Annotated in this window: 18 protein-coding genes; 10 read left to right on the top strand and 8 right to left on the bottom strand. The window is 62.3% G+C overall.

The window, feature by feature from the left end; all coding sequences use genetic code 11:
* Positions 1–68: 68 nt before the first annotated feature.
* The 6 genes from EEB12_RS19515 to EEB12_RS19540 are packed head-to-tail and all read left to right on the top strand — an operon-like array spanning position 69 to position 6127.
* On the top strand, positions 69–1628 hold the full coding sequence (locus tag EEB12_RS19515; RefSeq protein WP_141488353.1) for a long-chain-fatty-acid--CoA ligase: 1560 nt from the start codon (positions 69–71) through the stop codon (positions 1626–1628).
* The gene (locus EEB12_RS19520; RefSeq protein ID WP_003940131.1) at positions 1625–2671 is read left to right on the top strand and encodes an MBL fold metallo-hydrolase; all 1047 of its coding nucleotides are present in this window, start codon (positions 1625–1627) and stop codon (positions 2669–2671) included. Before EEB12_RS19515 ends, EEB12_RS19520 begins: the two co-directional genes overlap by 4 nt.
* A gap of 37 nt (positions 2672–2708) precedes the next feature.
* Positions 2709–3470: a crotonase/enoyl-CoA hydratase family protein gene (locus EEB12_RS19525; RefSeq protein ID WP_019745407.1), complete on the top strand. Its 762-nt coding sequence runs from the start codon at positions 2709–2711 to the stop codon at positions 3468–3470.
* Positions 3467–4279 carry an enoyl-CoA hydratase/isomerase family protein gene (locus tag EEB12_RS19530; RefSeq protein ID WP_020909220.1) on the top strand — a complete coding sequence of 271 codons (813 nt, stop codon included), beginning with the start codon at positions 3467–3469 and terminating at the stop codon, positions 4277–4279. The genes EEB12_RS19525 and EEB12_RS19530 overlap by 4 nt, the downstream gene beginning before the upstream one ends.
* Before the next feature lie 30 nt (positions 4280–4309).
* Positions 4310–5212, top strand: a complete 903-nt coding sequence (locus EEB12_RS19535; RefSeq protein WP_133727135.1) for a LysR family transcriptional regulator — start codon at positions 4310–4312, stop codon at positions 5210–5212.
* A 3-nt stretch (positions 5213–5215) separates the two neighbouring features.
* A complete protein-coding gene (locus tag EEB12_RS19540) occupies positions 5216–6127 on the top strand; it encodes a LysR family transcriptional regulator (protein WP_113682594.1) in 912 nt (303 codons plus the stop codon).
* Here EEB12_RS19540 and EEB12_RS19545 read toward each other — a convergent pair.
* The 5 genes from EEB12_RS19545 to EEB12_RS19565 all read right to left on the bottom strand — a co-directional run bounded on the left by EEB12_RS19545 (position 6124) and on the right by EEB12_RS19565 (position 12327).
* Entirely contained in the window at positions 6124–7029 is a 906-nt protein-coding gene (locus tag EEB12_RS19545) for an NAD(P)H-dependent flavin oxidoreductase (RefSeq protein ID WP_250884952.1), read from the bottom strand. The two genes, EEB12_RS19540 and EEB12_RS19545, sit on opposite strands and share 4 nt — an antisense overlap.
* A gap of 53 nt (positions 7030–7082) precedes the next feature.
* Entirely contained in the window at positions 7083–8738 is a 1656-nt protein-coding gene (locus EEB12_RS19550; protein ID WP_166655079.1) for a class I adenylate-forming enzyme family protein, read from the bottom strand.
* Positions 8739–8779: 41 nt separating this feature from the next.
* Entirely contained in the window at positions 8780–9544 is a 765-nt protein-coding gene (locus EEB12_RS19555) for an SDR family NAD(P)-dependent oxidoreductase (protein ID WP_007729494.1), read from the bottom strand.
* Between the two features lie 54 nt (positions 9545–9598).
* The gene (locus tag EEB12_RS19560; protein ID WP_133727133.1) at positions 9599–10729 is read right to left on the bottom strand and encodes a thiolase family protein; all 1131 of its coding nucleotides are present in this window, start codon (positions 10727–10729) and stop codon (positions 9599–9601) included.
* A 134-nt stretch (positions 10730–10863) separates the two neighbouring features.
* Positions 10864–12327, bottom strand: a complete 1464-nt coding sequence (locus EEB12_RS19565) for an MFS transporter (RefSeq protein ID WP_176450530.1) — start codon at positions 12325–12327, stop codon at positions 10864–10866.
* 195 nt (positions 12328–12522) lie between these two features.
* Between EEB12_RS19565 and EEB12_RS19570 the strand changes: the two genes are divergently transcribed.
* Positions 12523–13680, top strand: coding sequence for an acyl-CoA dehydrogenase family protein (locus EEB12_RS19570; RefSeq protein WP_020970861.1), 1158 nt, complete (start codon positions 12523–12525; stop codon positions 13678–13680).
* Between the two features lie 66 nt (positions 13681–13746).
* On the opposite strand, the gene EEB12_RS19575 is transcribed toward EEB12_RS19570, so the two are convergent.
* From EEB12_RS19575 to EEB12_RS19585, 3 genes are read right to left on the bottom strand one after another with little or no spacing between them, the layout of a single operon-like run.
* Positions 13747–14967 (bottom strand): CoA transferase, encoded by a 1221-nt coding sequence (locus EEB12_RS19575; RefSeq protein ID WP_097386845.1) that lies wholly within the window; start codon positions 14965–14967, stop codon positions 13747–13749.
* Between the two features lie 31 nt (positions 14968–14998).
* Positions 14999–15997, bottom strand: a complete 999-nt coding sequence (locus EEB12_RS19580) for a MaoC family dehydratase (protein WP_047888283.1) — start codon at positions 15995–15997, stop codon at positions 14999–15001.
* Positions 15994–16869: an HpcH/HpaI aldolase/citrate lyase family protein gene (locus EEB12_RS19585; RefSeq protein WP_047888282.1), complete on the bottom strand. Its 876-nt coding sequence runs from the start codon at positions 16867–16869 to the stop codon at positions 15994–15996. Before EEB12_RS19585 ends, EEB12_RS19580 begins: the two co-directional genes overlap by 4 nt.
* 200 nt (positions 16870–17069) lie before the next feature.
* Between EEB12_RS19585 and EEB12_RS19590 the strand changes: the two genes are divergently transcribed.
* Genes EEB12_RS19590 through EEB12_RS19600 form a run of 3 tightly spaced genes read left to right on the top strand, consistent with a single transcriptional unit; the run spans position 17070 to position 19496 of the window.
* Positions 17070–18221: an acyl-CoA dehydrogenase family protein gene (locus EEB12_RS19590; protein WP_019745395.1), complete on the top strand. Its 1152-nt coding sequence runs from the start codon at positions 17070–17072 to the stop codon at positions 18219–18221.
* Between the two features lie 31 nt (positions 18222–18252).
* Positions 18253–18999 (top strand): GntR family transcriptional regulator, encoded by a 747-nt coding sequence (locus tag EEB12_RS19595; protein WP_003940169.1) that lies wholly within the window; start codon positions 18253–18255, stop codon positions 18997–18999.
* 44 nt (positions 19000–19043) lie between these two features.
* Entirely contained in the window at positions 19044–19496 is a 453-nt protein-coding gene (locus tag EEB12_RS19600) for a MaoC family dehydratase (RefSeq protein ID WP_003940415.1), read from the top strand.
* The last annotated feature ends 9 nt before the right edge of the window (positions 19497–19505 follow it).

Here is a 19505-nt window from a genome sequence, read left to right on the forward strand (position 1 = left end):
GGTCGACTGTTCCAGTACCACCGCCCGCGGTTCGTGCTCGGTGAGTACCTGGAACACAGGAGCGTGATGTGAGCGAGCTTCACCTACCCAACCGGATACGCCACTCGGCGTCGACACGGCCGTCCGATCCGGCGATCACGTGCGGCGACCGAAGTTTGACATGGGCTGAGCTGGATGGCGAGACCAGTACCTTGGCGAGCGCGTTGGCAGAAGTGACCGCAGCCGGTGCTCGCGTCGGTGCGTTACTGCGGATGGGGCTCGAAGGTGCGGAAACCTTCATCGCGTGTGCGAAGGCAGGCGCTGTGTTCATCCCGTTGAACTGGCGGCTCAACCCACTCGAACTCGTCGACATCGCCGAGGATGCGGAGCTCGACGTCTTGATCGTCGATGACGAGTTCGCCGCGGGGGCGGCGGCGATGTCCGCAGCGTTGCCGGAGATCGAGGTCATAACCGTGGGAGCTGCAGGGGGCCTGCCGGATTCGCGAACCTGGGCGGAGTTCGTGGCCTCCGGGAACGGCGTCGACCCCGGACAGGGGCACGATCCGGACGCAGCAGTTCTGCAGCTGTACACCTCCGGGACAACCGGCCGGCCCAAGGGCGTCGTGGCCACGCACCGGAATCTGTACAACGAGCCAGAGGGGTTCGATGTCTACGAATTCGGTTCGAATGCAGTCGCACTCGACGCACTTCCCCTCTTTCACATCGCCGGCGCCGGCTGGATGAGTACGTGCTTGTCGGCCGGAGTGCCATTGGTGCTGCTCGGAGACATGGCGCCGGCTCGGGTCGCTGATGCCATCGCGACTCACCACGTCACCCACGCATTTCTGGTGCCTGCCGTCATTCAGACGCTGGTAGATCTGCCCACTCTCGACAGTTTCGATCTGGCCAGCCTGGAGGTGGTCGCCTATGGGGCGTCGCCGATCACTCCGGCACTCCTCGCTCATGCGATGACTGTCTTGAACTGCAAATTCGTCCAGCGATACGGGATGACCGAGACAACTGGTTCGGTATCCGTCCTTCGTGCCTTCGACCATCATGTGAGCGGTCCGCGTTCGGAGTTGCTCCGCTCTGCGGGAAAACCGATGATCGGCGTCGAGATCTCCATTCGAGACGTCACAACCGGTGAGGTATTGCCGCCCAACAAATCCGGTGAGATCGTTGCACGCAGCAGAAACAACACTCGCGGGTACTGGCGACGTGACCGAGAGACCGCGGAACTGTTCACTAAGGACGGCTTTCTCCGAACAGGCGACGCCGGCCATCTGGACGACGAGGGGTATCTGTTCGTCACCGACCGCCTCAAGGACATGATCATCACCGGCGGTGAGAACGTCTATCCGATCGAGGTGGAATCCATTCTGGCCGAACACCCCTCGGTTGCCGAGGTCGCGGTGGTCGGGGTTCCGGACAAGCGCTGGGGTGAATCCGTCACCGCGGTGGTCAAACTGGTCGACGGTGCCGACGTGCCGAGCGTCGACGAGTTGATCGCGTTCAGCACAGCGAAGTTGGCGTCGTACAAGAAACCTCGCCAGATCCATTTCGTGGACTCCTTGCCTCGCAACGCGAGCGGGAAACTGCTCAAGTCGAGCCTGCGGACCATGCTGAACGCGAGCGGAGAAGCATCATGATCGTGACCGAAGACGTCGGTGTCGCACAACGTGAGGCGTGGGCGAACAAAGTCCTTCCACCGGTGGAACAGGTGCGGGACGGACTGTGGTCGATCCCTGTTCCCATGCCGGACAACCCTTTGCGTTACGTGCTCGTCTACGCACTCGCGCTCGACGACGGACTTGCCCTCATCGACGTCGGTTGGGATCACGAACAGTCGTGGCAGGCTCTCGTCGACGGCATAGCATCGATCGGATACCACGTTTCCGAAGTGCGCTATGCGGCAATCACGCACCTGCATCCCGATCACTTCGGTCTGGCGCCGCGTCTTCGGCAGGTCAGCGGCGCAACGCTTGCGATGCACGTGGCCGACGCGACGCTCCTCGGATACCACGGTCCCGAGCAGACCCGCGACGACATCAGTGGCTGGAACCTGCAATTGTCCGAACTCGGCGCACCGGCCGAAGTGCTCGACGCGTCTCGGGTCGACCTGGTGCGGTTCGCCGAGCACGAAACCATCGACATTGTTCTGGGAGATGGTGATTCACTCGATCTTCCCGGGTGGAATCTCCGGGCTCAGTGGACACCGGGGCACACTCCCGGACATCTCTGCTTCGTGGAAGAGGACAGAGGCTTGTTGTTCAGCGGCGATCACATGCTGCCGAGGATCAGCCCGAACATCTCCACGATTCCCGGTGAACTCGAGAACCCGCTTCATCGTTATCTTCTCTCGCTCGAGGCGACGACAACACTGGGCGAGTGCGAAGTGCTTCCGGCACATGAATATCGATTCCGTGGGATCGCCGATCGTGCACGTCAATTGATGGGGCACCACGAGGAGCGATTGGCGGAGATCGTGGCTGCGGTTCAGGATGAGCCCGAATCCACGGCCTGGGAACTCTCACGCACGATCTCCTGGTCTCGCCCGTTCGAACAGATGTCGCCGCGACTACTTCGCTTGGCAGTCCGCGAAACCCATGCTCATCTCGTTGTTTTGGCCAAGCGGGAGATCGTGACACCGTCCGGCGGCACACCCGTGCGCTGGAGCATTCGCGCGCAGTGACCTTTCAAGAATCTCATCACGGAAGTAGGAACCGAACATGAGCGTCGTGCTCACCGACTTCGCCGACGGCGTTGCCGTCATCACCCTCAATCGTCCCGAGGCCAAGAACGCGGTCAATCTCGAACTTGCCGAAGCCTTGGCTGCGGCCATCGACGAGTTCGAGGAACGGGCCGATCTCACCATCGGCATTCTGACCGGAGCTGGTGGAACCTTCTGCGCCGGTATGGATCTCAAGGGATTTGCGCGCGGAGAACGGCCATCGCTGCCCGGTCGTGGTTTTGCCGGTCTGACTGAAGCTCCGCCGTCGAAGCCGCTGATCGCAGCCGTCGAGGGGTGGGCCCTCGCCGGCGGGTGCGAACTGGCGTTGGCAGCCGATCTGATCGTGGCGTCCACCGACGCGAAATTCGGCTTGCCCGAGGTGAAGCGGGGACTTGCCGCGGCCGCCGGTGGCCTTCTGCGTCTGCCCAAGATCCTCCCGTATCAGTTGGCCATGGAAATCGCGATCACGGGGGATCCGCTCAGTGCCACCGTGGCGCATCATCACGGCTTGGTCAATCGGCTCGCCGAACCTGGACAGGCGCTGACCGTCGCACGCGAGCTTGCGGCCCGAGTAGCGGCAAACGGTCCACTGGCTGTTCGCGCGACCAAGCAGGTACTGGCAATGTCCGCCAAGTACACCGACCCGGATGCCTTTGTCGCGCAACGCGAATTCATCGATCCGGTATTCACCTCACGTGACGCCAAGGAAGGTGCAACGGCGTTTGCCGAGAAGCGCTCTCCCGTGTGGAGTGGCTCATGAGTGCCGAGACGATCGAGCGCGCGGCCGTAAGCATCGAACGTGACGGTGCTGTCGCGACGATTGTTCTCTGTCGGCCGCACCGCCGCAACGCTCTCGATCTCGACGCCTGGATCGCACTACGTGAAGCAGTCCTCGAACTTCAAGAGGATTCGCAGATTCGCTCTGTGATCCTGACCGGCGCGGACGGGACCTTCTGTGCGGGCTCCGATCTGGACAAACGCGGCTCGTCGCACCCGCTCGATCGCATGCGTGTCATCAACGCAACGGCGATCGCACTGGGTGAGTTTCCCAAGCCTCTGGTGGCGAAGGTCGACGGGTTTGCCGTCGGAGCCGGATGGAACATGGCGTTGCTCTGTGACTTCGTCGTAGCAGCCAAGGGCGCGAAGTTCAGCCAGATCTTTGCCAAACGGGGGTTGTCTGTCGACTTCGGGGGTTCGTGGATCCTGCCGAGACTGGTCGGCCTCCAGCAAGCGAAGCGACTGGTGATGCTCGCCGAGACGATCGACGCACAGGAAGCCTACGAGCTCGGGTTGGTGACCTATCTGGTCGAGCCGGGTGAAATGGACGAACACACGTCGAAGCTTGCGCAGCGGCTCGCTGACGGTCCGCCAGCCGCACTGAGTCAGTCTGCCGCCATGCTCGAACATCACACCTCACTCTCGTTGCGGGAAGCCTTGGACAACGAGGCGAGGGCGCAAGCGGTCAATTTTGCGACGGATGCTACCGACGCGGTTCGTGCCTTCGTGGAAAAGCGGGAGCCGGTCTTCACCGGAGAGTGGGCCGTACCAGGGCTAACTCGAGTGGAGTGAGCGTCAGATCGCTGGTCGTATGATGGATGAGTGGATCTGCATTTCGTTACCTACTTCGTCGCTGTCGTCGACCACGGTGGGATAACGAAGGCCGCTCAGGCTCTCTACATTTCGCAGCCCTCGCTGTCTCAGGCAATTCGCACGCTCGAGCGTCGACTCGGCGCCACGCTGTTCGATCGGACCGGTAGGCGGTTGGTTCTTACCGACGCGGGCCGCACGTTCGATCTCGCGGCCAGGAGAATCCTTGCCGACGTCGAGCGCGCGAAGGCTAAAGTGACCGCCGTTCGCGAACTCGAGTTCGGCCGGGTGGACGTCGTCTCGTACTCGGCGTTCTCCATCGATCCGATGGTCGAGTTGGTTCGTCGATTCCGGGCCAACTTTCCGAAGATCGTCGTGCGCGTCCTCGACACCTACGGCCCGGCCGGGGTCGACAATGCGTTACGGCGAGGGTCGGCCGAGGTCGGCGTCAGCGATCTGAGTATCGGGTACGAAGGTTTGGTCACGGCTCCGATTGCCGCTCAGGAGTTGGTACTCGCCACCCATGCGTCGTTGTCCGGCCGGCTTGCAACGCCGTTGGCGGATCCGGTTCCGCGAGCCCTCTTGCACAGTTTGCCGCTGGTGGTCGATCTCGGTGATCAATCGAATCAGTTCCGGGGTCTACTGAGCGAAGGCGCCGAGAACGTAGTCGTGGACTGTGTCCACCCTGTGACCACGTGGGAACTGGTTCGCCGCGGAATCGGCGCCACTGTCGTGCCGAGAAGGGTTGCACAGCAGCAGATGACAGACGTCTGCGCCTTCTCCTTCGATCCGCCGCTGACACGCGACGTCGGCATCGTCTATCGCTCGGGCGAGCAATCCCCGGCCGCCGCCGCATTCATCGCGACGGCTGCGGAAATGGCCACCTCCGCCGTTCCGTCCAAGGAAGAGGAGTGAACTGTGGAATTCCGGCAGATGGAGTACTTCCTCGCGGTCGTCGAAAACAAGGGAATCAACGGCGCCGCAGCTGCATTGGGAGTTGCTCAGCCGACCGTGTCACAAGCGTTGCGCGGGCTCGAACGTGAACTGGGAGTGAGGCTTTTCCATCGCATCGGGCGCGGCATGGTGCTCAGTGCGGCCGGTCGCAGCCTGGTCGGCCCGAGTCGACAGGTTTTGCGAGACGTAGCTTCGGCGGCTGAACAGTTGACGGCATCCGATGGCGCCATCGTCGGACGCCTCGACATCATGGCTTTCCCTGCACTGACCTCGGGGACGATCGTCGATCTGATTGCGGAGTTCTGTCGACGCTATCCGCAAGCACGAGTCAGATTCTCGGAACTCGAGCGTGAGGACAATCTGGAAAGTCTCATCCGGGACGGCCACTGCGAATTCGCGGTGGCTCATCTGCCACTCGAAGCGGGCGAAGGGCTCGAGATCGTCGAATTGGGGGAGCAGGAGTACCGCCTGGTCTACCCGGCGGGAACCGAACTGCCCGAGGGGCCGGTACGCCTTTCGGAAATGCCGGACATTCCCATGGTATTCGTTCCTCGCGGGGCAGCAATGGGTGACGCGATCGAAGATTCGATCCGAAAGGCCGGTATTAGAACGGAACTCGCGGTAGTGACCGAGCAACGGGAGTCGAGGCTCCCGATGGTCATCGCCGGCCTCGGCGGTTCGTTGGTCGAGCGCTCGGTGGCGAAATCGATGCCTGGTCAGGTCGTGGAACGGGCCTGCGAGCCGAGATTCCTGCGTGCGTACGGTCTCGCCTTCGACCCCTCGACGTTGTCGCCGGTGGGACAGGTATTCGTGAACCTGATCCACGAGTACCTGTCCGACGAATCCCTCTCTGACGAACACCGGTCACAGCACTAGAGTCGGCAGATGCGTTCTCGAGCGGCAGCGTACTCGGCGGCGAGACGCTCTACTACTGCATGCGTCGGAAGTACGGCGTCGATCGCTCCGATGCCCTGTCCGGCGCCCCAGATGTCGCGCCACGCCTTGGTATCGGTGTCGGTGGTCGCGAAACTCATTGCGGAAGGATCGGATTCGGCTAGGTTGTCGGGGTCCAAGCCGGCGGCAACGATGCTGCCCCGCAGGTAGTTTCCGTGTACTCCGGTGAACAGGTTGGAATAGACGATGTCGGAGGCCCCTGAACCCACGATCATCTCCTTGTACGCAGGATCCGCGTTAGCCTCTTCGGTTGCGATGAAAGCTGATCCGACGTATGCCAAATCGGCTCCGGCCGCGAGCGCAGCGAGAATCGAATCACCATGAGCGATGGCACCTGACAACAGCAGTGGACCGGCGAACCACTCACGAATCTCCCGAATCAGGGCAAACGGCGACTGCCTACCGGCATGACCACCGGCCCCGGCAGCTACCGCGATCAGTCCGTCGGCGCCCTTCTCGATCGCCTTGCGTGCAAAGCGATTGTCGATGACGTCGTGAAGAACGATTCCACCGTATGCGTGGACGGCGTCGTTGATGTCGGTGCGAGCGCCGAGGGACGTGATGACGATCGGAACCTCGAACTCGGCGATGGTCGCCAGGTCCTCTTCCAGGCGGTTGTTGGACCGGTGGACGATGAGGTTGACGGCAAATGGCGCCGACGGATTTTCCGGGTGCTCACGATCATGGTCCTCACGAGCGACCGTGATCAGTTTGAGCCAATCCCGAAGTGCCGACTGCGGACGAGCATTCAGTGCCGGGAAGGACCCGATGATCCCAGCGGTGCACTGCGCGATGACGAGGTCAGGAGTCGAGATGATGAACATCGGTGAAGCGAGAACCGGGACACGCAGTTGCGACGTCAGGTCTGCGAAGGTCGTCACCTGGAACCGCCTTTCTGATCGACGGATTCGAGAAGTCTCGAGCGGAGGTCGGTCTTGAGGACCTTACCGGCAGCCGATGTCGGAAGGAGTTCTACCTCGACGACCTCGCGAATCTTCTTGTACGGCAGCACCTGCTCGGCGACAAACGCCTTGATCTGCTCGGCGTCGAACTCGGCGCCCGGAATCATCACCACGAAGGCTACGGGCTCCTGGCCGTTGCTCCCCACTTCGCGGCCGACAACCGCGGCAGTCGAGATCGCCGGGTGCGAAACCAGAATCTCTTCGAGTTCACGCGGATAGACGTTGTACCCCTTGTAGATGAGCATGTCCTTCGCCCGGTCACAGATGAAGAGGTATCCGTCCGAGTCCAGGTACGCGATGTCACCCGTGTCCAACCAGCCGTCGACGAACTGTTCTGCGGTGGTTTCCGGGTGTCCGAGATAGCCGTCGGTGACTTGAGGCCCACGCACCCACAGTTCGCCGCGTTCGTTCTCGCCCAGAACGGTCTTCCGGTCCAGCTGATCGCGAATCTGGATTTCGGTGTCGAAGATCGGGAGGCCGACGCTGCTCTGCCGGTATTCCGAGCCGTTGATCAGCGGAGCTGCCGTGACCACACAGGTGGCCTCGGTCAGCCCGTACCCCTCGACGACGAGCGCTTTGGGAAATGCCCGGCGGAGTGCGGCGAGCGTGACGCTGTCGATCGGGGCAGCGCCCGAAGAGACGACGCACACGCTGTCGGTGTTGCGCACCGTAGCGTCGGGATGAACCGACAGTGCGTGCCACATAGCGGGAGACCCGGTGAGGTAGGTGGCCTCGTGCTTTTCGATCAGCTCGAGCATCCGGCCGGGTTCGAACCGACCGGCAAATACCTGGGTGAGACCGGAGATCAACAGGAACGACGTGTTGAGCAACGAATGTGCGTGGAAGAGAGGTGAGACCACGATGGTCGCCCCTGTTCCCGGCGTCGGACCGAGCACGTCGAGGCCGTCGATGCGTCGAGGCGTGACGAGACCGTCCGGACCTGCCTCCAACTCGTGCCCGGTTCTCCACCCACACATCTGCGTGATGTTGCCGACGACGTTGCGGTGAAGAACACGAACACCTTTGGATACTCCGGTGGTTCCGCCGGTGAACGCGATGTGTGCGATGTCGTCGCTTCGGACGGAGGCAGGGGTGAATTCGGTGGGTAGATCGGCGATGAAGGCGTCGAACGCGACGACCGACTCCGGTGTGTCGAGCGCACCCTCGGTGTCCTGGACCATCACGATCGTACGTACGGAGGTTCCGGAAGAGGCCGCGAGCAGTGTGTGCAGCTGCGAACTCTGAGTGACCGCAGCAACGGCGGACGTCTCCTCGATCTGCTTGCGCAGTCCAAGTTCTGGCTGCAGCGGATTGACCAATGTAACGGTCGTCCCGGCCTGCAGGCAGCCGTAGTAGGCCTGGAGGAACTCGACGCAGTTCCCGAGATGTAGCAACACGACGTCGCCGACGCCGACCCCGGCCTGCCGCAGAGCGCCGGCGAATTGTGCACTGCGCTGACCGAGTTCGCGGAACGTGCACATGCGCTCGCCGTCCACGACGGCGAGGCGATCACCGTAGAGCGCCGCCATGCTGGGTGCCCAGTAAGCCATGGTGGTGTCCGGGTAGTGCATCTTGTGGCGCAGTTGTGGATTGGCGATCACGCTGATGCCCGTCACCGGGGAGCCATTCGGATCGCGCCGTCGAGTCTGATGGTTTCGCCGTTGAGATAGCCGTTCTCGAGCATCGAGACGGCCAGCTGGCCGAACTCGTCCGGGCGACCCAGCCGTGAGGGGTTGGGAACCGAGGCTTCGAGGGCCGTGCGCACATCTTCGCGCAGGCGCGCCAGCAGGGGAGTGTCCATGATGCCGGGAGCAATGGTGTTGACGCGGATTCCGCGGCTGGCGAGATCGCGCGCAGCGGTGACCGTCATACCGACGATGCCGGCTTTGGACGCCGTGTAGTTGATCTGACCGATCTGACCTTCGAATGCTGCGACCGACGCCGTCATGATGATGGCTCCTCGCTCACCGTCCACGGCATCGAGTTCTGCCATCCGCTCGGCGCCGAGACGGAGTGCGTTGAACGAACCGACAAGATTCAGTTTGACGACGAACTCGAAATCTTCGACCGATCCGGCTTTTCCGTCCTTGTCGAGAATGCGCATGCGACGCCCGGCACCCGCGCAGTGGACGACGCCGCGAAGGCCGCCGCGCTCGTGCGCCGCGTCGAGTGCTTCGGCGAATTGTTCGCTGTCGGTGACGTCGGCCGGGGCGAATTGCGCGGCAGCTCCGAGATCGGCCGCCACCTGCTTACCGTCGGACGAAGGCAGATCGATCAACGTGACCTGCGCTCCGGCGTCGAGCAGCCGTCGAGCGGTTGCCAGGCCGAGACCTGAAGCGCCGCCGGTGATCGCGGTGGAAAGTCCCTCGAGTTTCATGGATCAATTCTTCTTTCCTGCTGGATGACGTGTCAGCCCGAAAGCGTTGTCGGGTCAGATCAATTCGAGAATGGTCGCATTGGCCATGCCGCCGGCCTCGCACATCGACTGGAGACCGTATCGAATTCCGTTGTCGCGCATGTGATGTGCCAGGCGAGTCATCAAGATCGCACCTGATCCGCCGAGTGGGTGGCCGACCGCGATAGCGCCGCCGAGCGGATTCACACGATCGATGGCTGCGCCGGTTTCAGCCTGCCAGGCAAGCGGGACGGGGGCAAATGCCTCGTTGATCTCGAAGGCACCGATGTCGTCGATGGACAATCCGGAGCGGTCCAGTGCCTTTGCGGTGGCGGCAATCGGACCGGTGAGCATGATGACCGGGTCGTCGGCTGCGACCACTGCGGTGTGGATACGAACGAGCGGCTTCCAACCGCGTGCCCGGGCGTACTCGCTGGTCGTGACGAGTGTGGCGCCCGCCCCGTCGGAGATCTGCGAAGAGTTGCCGGCGTGGATGACACCGTCGGCGTCGAAGGCCGGGGGCAACTTCGCGAGCGACTCCAGACTTCCGCCTCGCCGAATGCCTTCGTCCTGGGACAACCCGGCGATCGGAGTGATTTGCCCGATGAATGCTCCTGCATCGGTGGCGCTGGCCGCGAACTCGTGTGAGCGGAGGGAATATTCGTCCAGGGTCGTTCGGGTGAGTGCCCATTTCCGGGCCATCATCTCGGCGCCGGTCCCCTGGCTGAAACTGTCCACACCGTAGCGTTCGAGTACCGAAGCCGGGAAATGCTCACCGTTCTTGCTGGCGGTTCCCATCGGAACTCGCGACATCGATTCGACGCCTCCGGCTACGACCACGTCGTTCTGACCGGAGATGACGGTGGCCGCAGCAAAGGAAACTGCCTGCTGGCTCGATCCGCAGGCCCGGGTCAATGTGACGCCGGGAACGCTGTCGGGCCAGCCGGCGGCGAGTGCCGCTGTGCGGGCGATGCTTCCGGCCTGTTCGCCGACCTGACTGACGCATCCCCAGATCACGTCGTCGACCGTGGCCGCGTCGAGTCCGGTCCGTTCAGCGAGTGCACGCAGTACATGTGCGGACAGTTCGGCCGGATGGATCTCCGAGAGGGCGCGTCCTCGACGGCCGATCGGTGTACGTACTGCGTCGACGATGACGGCATCTCGCATGTATCTCTCCTGCTGTTCGTGCCCGGTGTTGCGATTGTGCGGTCGGGGCGTGCCTCGAGTCGATCACGAGCGGGTCGACCCGGCAATGTCTTTCGGTGAATGGCTTTGTTAGCGAATGGCTATACGTGGAGCATTCAGCCGCGGATGAGCTTGCGATCGCGCTCGGGATTGGCGAAGACGAGGACCAGAACCGCGGCGACGACTCCGATGATGCCGATTGCCTGGAAGGACTGGGCGTAACCGTCGGCCGGGGTTGCTGCGTTGTCCACGATGACTCCCGTTGCGTAGGGAGCAATCAGGCCGCCGATCGACATGATGGCGAGGAAGAATCCCATGGTGCCTGCAGTCTGCTGCGGCGGGCACAGTTCGGAGATCGCAGCGTTGATGAGCGGGAAGGTGATTGCCGAGAATCCGTAGCCGATCGAGACCATGGCGACAGCGACGATGGGAGTGGAGATCTGTGGCAGGAACAGGAGAATCGATCCGCAGATCAGAACGCCGACGCAGGGAACGATGACGCGAACCGTGCGAGAGGTGAAGCCGCGGCCGATCAACTTGTCCGTGACGGAACCGGAGGTGATCATGAGGACGAGGCCGACGATCGAGGGCAGTGCGAACATCGAACCGGCTTGCATCGCACTGTATCCGAGGCCGACCTCGAAGTACGACGGCAACCAGGTGAGAACGACGGTGGTCAGTGCGTAGATGGTGGCGATGAGGAAGCAGCAGCTGACGAAGGTGCGGGAGAGCAGGATCTTGCGCCACGGAACGTTGGGCTCGGTGACTGCCTTCGTTGCCGTCCCGGTCGCCTCGGTTGCTTCTGTATCTGCAGTCTTGGTCGCCTTGACGGCCTTGCTCGTGTACGGGCCTTCGGACCAACCGGCCAGCCAGCAACCCATCCACACGAGTCCGAGGACAGAGAGCGAGAGAACCGCTGCGCGCCAGCCGTAGTGAACGGCGATGAAGGTCAGTACGGGCGCGAGGGCGATCTTCGCGACGGAGGCGGATCCGGCGAGCATTGCACCGGGAAGGCCGCGCTTGGCCGGCGGGTGCCACGAGTACGCGGCGGTGTGCATCAGCGCCGAGCTGGGGCCTTCGGCAAATCCGAGGAGCATGCGCGAGACGATCAACATCGCGAGGCTGGCACCGAGAACGAGGGGGAGCATGACCACGGACCAGATTGCGGCCAGGATCAACAGAGCCCAACGTAGGGTCAGGTACTTGTTGAGCGGTCCGGCGAGAAATCCGCCGATGCAGAACATCAGGAAGAACAGCGAGCCGACCATGCCGATTTGCGAAGACTTCAGTCCGAGCTCGCGAGCGAGGGGCTGAGCGATGATTCCGAGGACTGCTTTGTCCGCGTAGTTGACGATGTAGAGGAAGACGACGAGCCCGGTCATCGTCCACGCACGCTTGCGGGTACCGAAGACGGGGACTGCTGACGAATCTGGCGTTGCTGTTGCTTCGGGCTGGACGTCGTTACGCTGTGGCGCGATGGGGGTCACGTGGCGTCCCTTCGAGACTGGTGGGCGGATGCGATCGTGCTCGAAGCGCGGCCTCGAAGCGATCGGTGGTGTTGTGTTTGCCGGCTGACCCATTCAACGTGTTCTGGATCACTTTGAGCAATGTCGCGTCGATGATCGGAACGATAGCGGTTGCCTATGTATCGCAGGTCAGGCCATATTGGTACGCCCTATCGGACGCATAGCCGATGAGTGTTGGATCGAATACGGAACGTTGAGGCAAGGTGAGATCAGGATCACCCTGTTCCCTTGACCGACTGGAGTTCATACATGCAGCGCACCGTGTTCAACGAGGATCACGAGGCATTCCGGGCTACCGTCCGCGATTTCATCGCGAAGGAAGTAACCCCGGTCCACGAGAAGTGGGAAGAGGACGGTCACCCGCCCCGTGACTTCTACCGACGACTCGGAGAGCTTGGCGTACTCGGAATTCAGGTGCCGGAGGAATACGGCGGAGGCGGCGAGAAGTCGCTCAAGTTCAACGTCGTCGTCGCCGAGGAGGTTGCTGCCGCCGGGGCGTCTTTCGGCTCGCAGTCGGTGCATACGAACCTGATCCTGCCCTACCTGCTCGAGTACGCGAACGACGAGCAGAAGAGCCGCTGGTTGCCGGGCTTCGCCTCCGGCGATCTGATGTTCGCGATTGCGATGACCGAACCGGGAACAGGGTCGGATCTGGCGAACATCGCGACGACGGCCAAGCTGTCGGAGGACGGTACGCACTACGTGGTCAATGGTTCCAAGACGTTCATCACCGGCGGGGTACTTGCCGATCGCGTCCTGGTAGTGTGCCGCACCGCGCCGAGCACAGCGGAGAACCGACGCACCGGGTTGTCGATCCTGGTGGTCGACACGTCGTCGCCCGGATACTCGGTGGGGCGCAAGATCAACAAGATCGGTCTCAAGACCTCCGACACTGCGGAGCTTTCGTTTGTCGACGTACAGGTGCCCGTCGAGGACCGGCTCGGAGAAGAGGGCGACGGATTCAGCTATCTGACCCACAACCTGGCTCAGGAGCGGTTGACCATCGCTTTCGGAGCGGCCGCCACTGCCAGTGCAGCGCTTCGCTTTGCCATCGACTACGTCAAAGACCGCAAGGTGTTCGGTAAGCCCGTCGCGGCATTCCAGAACACCAAATTCGTTCTGGCCGAATGTGCTACCGAGGTTGATGCCATCCAGCTGGTGTCCGACAACGCACTCGAATGTCATGACCGCGGCACTCTGACGATTCCCGACGCCGCGAAGGCGAAACTGTTCTGCACCGAGGCAGCAGGTCGAGTTATCGACAAGTGCCTCCAATTGCACGGCGGGTACGGCTACATCACCGAGTATCCCATCGCGCGTCTTTACGCAGACACGCGTGTCACACGAATCTACGGTGGCACAAGTGAAGTCATGAAGACCATCATCGCGAAGGATCTTGGTCTCTGACGCACTCTCGACATGTTTTCGGCCTCGGAACATTTGTTCCGAGGCCGAAAACATGTTCCAGGTAGATCAGTTCGCCGGAACGCCGACGATGCCGTCCGCGATCAGTGCCGAAGCGTGATCAGCAGTGGTTCCGAGGACATCCGCGAGCACCGCAATCGAATCGCCGCCGACCTCGGAGGCCGGTCCGGTGCTCAGGTGTGCGCCGTCGAACGAGGCTGGGTTCGCGGCAGCCAGATAACTTCCGATTCGAGGCTGATCGAGTGCGGAGAACATCGGGTTGTTCTCCAGTTCACCGGAATTCACCACTTCATCGAAACTGCGGTACCTCTCGAACAGAACCGACGATGTGTCCAGCGCTGCAGCGATCTCGGCGCCGCTGTGTTCCCGGAACCAATGTGAGAACAGAGCAGTGAGTACCTCTCGATGACGGTAGCGATCCGCTTCGGTGGAGAAGTCGGCTCCGAGGGCACCTTCGACGGCGTCGACAGCCGCCGTGGTGCCGGTGACCGACGCAAGGTCACGGAAATGCCGAGTAGTGAGTGCAACGATCATGAACCGTTCGTTGTCGCTGGAGACGAAATCGATTCCGTACGTGCCGTAGACGGCGTTTCCGCCGGACTCGCGACTGCGACCGTTCACTTGTACTTCGGTGAGGTAGCCGAGTGTTCCTGCGGTGGCCAATGCGACGTCTTCGAGTGGCAGCGTGATCTGCGTGCCGTGTCCGGTCGAGTCACGTTGGCGCACTGCGGCAGTGATCGACAGGGCGGCATAGAGCCCGCAGGCGACGTCCCAGGCGGGCAGTGCGTGGTTGACAACTCCGGCGTAGTCGGCGGGGCCGGTGATCTGTGGAAATCCCAACGCGGCGTTGACCGTGTAGTCGACCCCGGGGCTGCCGTCGCGGCGTCCGAGAACCTCGAGGGTGATGACGTCGCTACGCAACTGGGCCAGGGAGTCGTGGCTCATCCAGGTGCGACCGCCGGCATTGGTGACCAGGATTCCGCCGCCAGGTCCCGGAGCCGTGACCAGTTGGCGAATCAGTTCTTGACCGCGCTCGGCGCGCATGTCCACTGACAGTGACCGTTTGCCTTTGTTGAGTCCGGTCCAGTAGATGCTTTCACCCGTGTCGGTGACGGGCCAGCGTTTGTAATCGGAGGCACCTCCGATCGGGTCGATCCGGATCACCTCGGCGCCGAGCTGGGAGAGAGTCAGTCCGCACAGGGGTGCGGCGACAAAGCTCGAGACCTCGACGATGCGAAGCCCGGACAGCGGGCCTTGGGTCTGAGTCATCTGTGATCCTCCGTGGTAGAAGAGTGTGCGATCATGCCATCAACACGGTGAAACGCCAGTCGAGAACCGGAGTCTGTGTTGCAGAAGCATTGTGGGAGAATACGAGCGAACGCAGTTGCACTGCGGTTCCGTGTTCGAGGGGCGACGAACTTTCGACGTGCAGTTCGCTCGTGAGGGTGTCGCCCTCGTGAACGGGCCCGGTGTGATCGCACGAGTGCCATCCGAGAACCGTCACCACATTGGGCAGAGCGCGAGTTGCCTGGGCAAGTGCAATTCCGATGGTGTGGCCGCCGTAGACGAGGCGACCGTGGGTGCCGACGCGATCGTCGTGGTGCGTCGCTGCGATGTTCAAGCTCAGCCGGGCAAGTTCGGGTGCACTGGTGACGACGTCGCCGCTGCTACGGAATACCGAGCCCACCAAATCCGACTCGAAGTGCCTGCCGGGTACCCGATCTCGATATGTGTCGAGGTCCCAACCGTCAGGTGATACGTACGGCGCCGGTTCGGACGGACCGATCACGGAGAGGTCGTCGGCGTGGCGAGTTCTCGTCTCGATCGGGTCGGGGCTCAGTGGGAGCATGGCGCAGCGGTAGAAGTCGAGGACCGTGTTGCCATTCTGATCAGCGGACGTCATCCGTAGCGCGGCAAGTCCGGTGGCGCCGCGTCCCGGCTTGGCCGAGTTCTCGCGTAGACCGACAACCTCGGTGCGCGTGTACAGGGTGTCACCGAGTACCGGGAAACGGTGGAATCGCAGTCCACGGTAGAAGAGGTTTGCCTTGACGTGGTGTGTGACCACGGTTGACTGGCCGATGGCGACGTCGGTGACCAGTCCTGGATTCGCCACTGGTGCAGCGGAACCTGTGACGCTCGACGACAGGTGTGCGTCGAGAGGCAAGCGCATGCGGTCACCGAGGATCGCCTGATGGGAGGCGGCGAGTCCACTGGTCAACGTCACCGCTGGTGCTTCGTCGAAGATCTGACCGTGGGTGAGTTCGTCGAAGTACGGTCCTCCTACGTAGTGCTCGCTCATACGGTGACTCCTTCGGCTCGGGCAAGCGTACGACGCGCTGCCACGGCCACTGCTTCGTCGAGCATTTGGCCGTCGAGCTGGGCGGCGCCGGAACCCAGGGTTTCGGCTTCTTCGAGTGCGGTCAACACCCGTCTGGCGTCATCGACGGCGTCGTCCGAAGGAGTGAATGCGGTAGTGGCCGAGTCGATCTGCGCCGGGTGGATGACCCATTTACCGTCGAACCCGAGAGCGCTGGTCCAGTGCGCGGCGCGGCGGAAGGCGTCGTCGTCGGTGATGCCGAGAAAGGGTCCGTCGATGGCGGCGACGCCGGCTGCGCGGCAGGCGATCAGGATTCTGTCCTGGACGGCAAGCCAGTGTTCGGGCAGTGCCGAGCGTGAGCGACCCAGCGCTGCACCGAGATCTGCGTATCCGATGATCGCGGCCTGCAGACGAGGAGTCGCGCGGGCGATGGAGTCGGCATTCTGGACGCCGAGCGGAGTTTCGATCAGGGCTTGCAGGGTGGTGTGGTGCCCACCGGCAGCGAAGAGGATGTGCTCGGCCTCGAGGAGTTCGTCGGCGGACTCGACCTTCGGGACGATCACGCTCGTCAGCGATTCTCCGAGGGTGCCGCAGGCGATCAGGTCGTCGCGGGCCCATGGTGTGGTGAGGCCGTTGATTCGGACCGAGATGGTGCGCGCCTTACCGAACTCGTGCACCAAGGAGCTCACGAGGGTTCGCGCAAGGTCCTTGTTCGCCGAAGTGACGGCATCTTCGAGGTCGAGAATCACCTCGTCTGCGTTCGAAGAGAGTGCCTTGCGGGCCTTGCGCTCGTCTGAACCCGGAGCGACCAGGGACGCGCGGCGTCTGGTCGCGCGGTAGTGGTTCTCGTCCATAGTGTGTCGATTACCTCGATCTGGTGATCAAATGTACGGCCAGTTGCGAAATAGATGTGCTGCCGTGAACGGCGTTGATGTGCAGCGAACTGCCTCGATGCTGGCAGTTGCTGCGTATCGATGTCAAGGCGCGGTATTGACATTGCGCGAACAATATCGAAATATGGCCGTACAAACTTATTTCAAGTCGAGGCGGATTCATGCTCAAGCTCAACGACGAAGAGACATTCCTGATCGAAACCGTGCGCCGGTTCGTCGACCGAGAGGTCAAGCCCACGGTCCAGGAGGTGGAGCACGCGAACGAGTATCCCGAGAAGTGGATCGATCAGATGAAGCAGATCGGGATCTACGGCCTCGCGATTCCCGAGGAGTACGGCGGATCACCGGTGTCCATGCCCTGTTATGCGCAGGTGACGCAGGAACTGTCGCGCGGATGGATGTCCCTGGCAGGAGCGATGGGTGGACACACAGTGGTCGCCAAGCTCATCTCGCTGTTCGGTACCGAAGAGCAGAAGGTGAAGTACCTGCCGCGAATGGCAACCGGCGAGATCCGGGCAACGATGGCCCTCACCGAGCCCGGCGGTGGTTCCGATCTGCAGGCCATGACAACCAATGCCAAGAGCGACGGCACAGATCTGGTCGTCAACGGCGCCAAGACATGGATCACCAATGCCCGCCGATCCGGCGTGATCGCCTTGCTGTGCAAGACCGATCCAAGCGCAAGCCCTCGTCATGCGGGCATCTCGATCGTTCTCGTCGAGCACGGCGAAGGCCTGACCGTGTCCCGCGACCTCCCGAAGCTCGGATACAAGGGCGTCGAGAGCTGTGAACTGTCCTTCGACAATTACCGCATCGCCGAGTCGGCCATTCTGGGTGGTACTCCCGGAAAGGGTTTCGGGCAGATGATGAAGGGGCTCGAGACCGGCCGTATCCAGGTGGCTTGCCGTGCACTGGGCGTCGCCACGGCCGCACTCGAAGATTCACTTGCGTACGCGCAGCAGCGCGAGAGCTTCGGCCAGCCGATCTGGAAGCACCAGTCGATCGGCAACTACCTCGCCGACATGGCAACGAAGCTGACGGCCGCGCGGCAGCTGACCTGGCACGCGGCGCAGATGTACGACAGCGGCGAGCGGTGCGACATGGAGGCAGGCATGGCCAAGCTGTACGCCTCCGAAGTGGCGATGGAAATCGCGTTGTCCGCCGTCCGCATCCACGGCGGTTACGGCTACTCGACGGAGTACGACGTCGAGCGGTATTTCCGTGATGCACCACTGATGATCGTCGGGGAGGGAACCAACGAAATTCAGCGCAACGTGATCGTTTCGCAGCTGGTTGCCCGCGGCGGTCTGTGACGGACCGGTGAGCAAGTAGGATCATGTCGCTATGAGCGGTAAGGAAAGAGAGACGGAGCCGGCGTACCAACGCCTCTCTCGTGAGCTTCGTCAGCAGATCTCTGCCGGTACCTACCGCGACGGCATTCAACTGCCCACCGAATCCGAACTGGCGCAGCATCACGGCGTGAGTCGGCAGACGGTCCGCCGAGCCTTTCACGATCTTGTTGCCGAGGGCATCGTGTACCGAGTACCCGGGCGCGGAACTTTCGTGACCGAGAACAGCGGCCGCTATCTCCGTCATCTCGGATCCATCGAAGATCTCATGAACCTTTCGCGGGACACGACGATGGAAGTGGTGTCACCGCTGCAACGGCGCGTGGACATCGAGGCGGCCAGTCGACTTCGGCTCGACACCGACGTCGTGTACACCGTGGTCTTCCGACGGATACACGAGGGAGTTCCGTTCGTGCAGACGACGGCGCATCTGCCGGAGGCGATAGCTCGGCAGATCATCGACCTGCCCGCCATGGCGGCCGGTGCGGTGAGCGCCAATACGGTGATCGGTCTGCTGGAACCGCTGATCGACAGTCCGATTGTCGAAGCAGCACAATCGATCACGGTGTCCCCGGCAACGGCAGACGTTGCCAGGGATGTCGATTGCGAGATCGGCCACGCCATGTTGCGGGTGGACCGTTTGTACTCCAACGCGCAGGGCGTTGCCAACGAGTTGTCGGTGAGCTATTTCTTGCCGGAGCAGTACACGTATCGGGTCACGCTGCGCCGCGGCGCACATTAGCGCTGCACTTTTCTTTGCTGTTCAACACCTTTCAGGAGAGAACTATGCGAATTTTCAACGGAATCGACGAAGTTGAGACGGCTGTCGGTGAGCACTTGGGCTACAGCGCGTGGTTTCCGGTCACACAGGATCGGATCGACAAGTTCGCCGACGCCACCGAGGATCACCAGTGGATTCACGTGGATCCCGAGCGCGCAGCGCAGGGTCCGTACGGCGGCACCATCGCCCACGGCTATCTGACTCTTTCGTTGTTGCCGGTGCTCGGCGCTCAGGTGATGCGTGTCGACGGAATCTCCATGACCGTGAACTACGGCAGCAACAAGGTGCGATTCCCCGAACCGGTCAAGGTCGGTTCTTCGGTGCGGGCAGGTGCGGAGATTCTTTCCTTCGAGCGCACCGCGAAGGGCGCGACGATTGTCGTGCGGTACACGATCGAAATCGAAGGAGCAGGTAAACCTGCGCTGGTGGCGGATACCGTGCGCCTGTTGGTCTCCTGAATCCTTTTC

The organism is Rhodococcus sp. WS1 (genome assembly GCF_003797745.1).
Taxonomy (GTDB): Bacteria; Actinomycetota; Actinomycetes; order Mycobacteriales; family Mycobacteriaceae; genus Rhodococcus_F; species Rhodococcus_F erythropolis.